The sequence below is a fragment of the Veillonella parvula genome (genome assembly GCF_001553335.1).
Classification (GTDB): domain Bacteria; phylum Bacillota; class Negativicutes; order Veillonellales; family Veillonellaceae; genus Veillonella; species Veillonella parvula_S.
Map to the genome: position 1 here is coordinate 1 of NZ_KQ960808.1, position 2,040 is coordinate 2,040.

Sequence of the window (2,040 nt, forward strand, 5' to 3'; positions counted from 1 at the left end):
TAATTCTTAATAACTCTTACCAAATGTCTAATACCAAGCTTGGTGGATATGTTCCTGGTAATACTAATATGATGCGTGGTTCTGCCAATGTCATTGTTAACGAGGTTACTTCACACAATCCAACTAATATGAACGGGTTTATTGAGGTAGCAGGTCGTAAAGCTTCAGTAGTTATAGCAAATCCTAATGGCATTACTGTAGATGGTGGTGGATTTATCAATACAGATCGAGCAGTATTAACTACAGGTAAACCTGAATATGATTCATCAGGAAATTTAAACTCATATCGGGTGGAGCGAGGAATTGTTGCTATTAATAGAAACGGTCTTAATGCCAAAGAGGCTAACTCGTTACAAATTTTAACAGAAGCAGCGAATGTAAATGCTGGAGTCTGGGCAAATTCGATTGAAGCTCGCACTGGTAAGAATAAAATAGATGCTAATACATTAGACACACAAAAGATTAGTAATTCTAATAATATTGGCTTAGATGTCTCTGCTATTGGTGGTATGTATGCAAACTCTATTACTCTGAAAGGTACTAACACTGGTCTTGGTGTAAATGTTAAAGGTGTAATAAGTTCTACACAAGCCTCTAGTATTACTAGTGATGGTCAAATTATAGTTGATGGTGGTGTTACAAGTAATGGCAATACTATTTTAGATGGACAAAGTATAGCAATTCATTCAAATAGCGTGGTTCAAGGTGATTCCTCTACAACTGTACATAGTCAAGAAAAGGTAAACAATAATGGTCTTATCAACTCTGGAAATACTACAACTATAAATGCTAAATCTATAGATAATAATGAAGGTGGACGTATTTATGGTGATACAGTAGATATTAAAGCTAATATAGTTACAAATCATACTAATAGTGAAATAGAAGAACGCTATCATAAAGCTGGTAAAGAGCTAGAAAAGGCAAAAAATGAACTTGATGCTGAATGGAATGCTGATATATCTAAATATAAGACCAAGCTTGAGTTAGACGCACATCGTCAACGGATTAATGATTTAACAAAAGCGTATGATGATGCACAAGAGAAAGTAACTACTCTTAAAGCAGAACTAGATTCTCATAAGTCTGGTGTAATTGCGGGGCGTAATCATGTTAATATAACTTCAGATACAATAGATAATACTGGTAAAGGTCTCATTTATAGTGGTGGAACTATGGACCTTATTGCTAAAGATGGTATACATAATAAAGGGGCGACTATTAAAGCTACAAAGTCTATTAAACTAGATACTCCTACAGTAGAAAATAATAATGTTGCGTTAGGAACCAAGCGTGTTTCAGATAGTATTACTAAAAATCCAGATAAATTAAAAGTTAATGATCTAAACCATAAGTTAGAAGGACAAGTATTTGACAAGTCTGAATTCCCATATGCTGATGATACAAGCGGATATGGAACACCTCATGTAAAACCTGTTAAGACTGCTGAAGATGAAGCCTATAACAAAGAGATGGATAAGGATGAAAATCGTGTACATAAATTTACGATTATTCGAACTGAAACAGAAAATACCCATAAAGTGGTTACCATTGATGATCCGGGCTTGATTAGTAGCGGTGGTGATATTGTAACTACTGGTATTCTGCGTAATGATAATAGTAAAGTGCTTTCTGGTGGTGTTATTCAGACACAGGGGGCTATACAAAATATATCCGATGCAATTAGTGATAAGACTTTTGTTACTGGCACTACACAAGAGAGTTATACAAAGAGTGTTCACAAAAGTCATCATATTGGAAGAAAAAGACGTAGACGATGGGATCCTGAAGTCTTTATGACACCGTCGATTACTGAAGAAAATGTAAAACCAATTGGTCCTCTAAAAGAGCACGCTGAAGATAAAGTATCCAAAGCTACTATTGCAAAGGTCAATGATAGTTTAGATCCATATGGTCTGGGTGGTGGCAAAGGTAAAGCAAGTCAAACCATAGATGGTTTATCGTTACCAACAGAGGCACTATATCAAATTCATCCTGCTATTACGGCTAATGCTTTGATAGAGACTGACCCTGCTTTTA

The 2,040-nt window shown here is 35.4% G+C and carries 1 protein-coding gene; it reads left to right on the forward strand.

Annotation, left to right across the window (positions count from 1 at the left end):
* Nucleotides 1-2,040: two-partner secretion domain-containing protein (locus HMPREF1865_RS08540; RefSeq protein WP_155640509.1), on the forward strand; the 2,040-nt coding region annotated here is incomplete at both ends.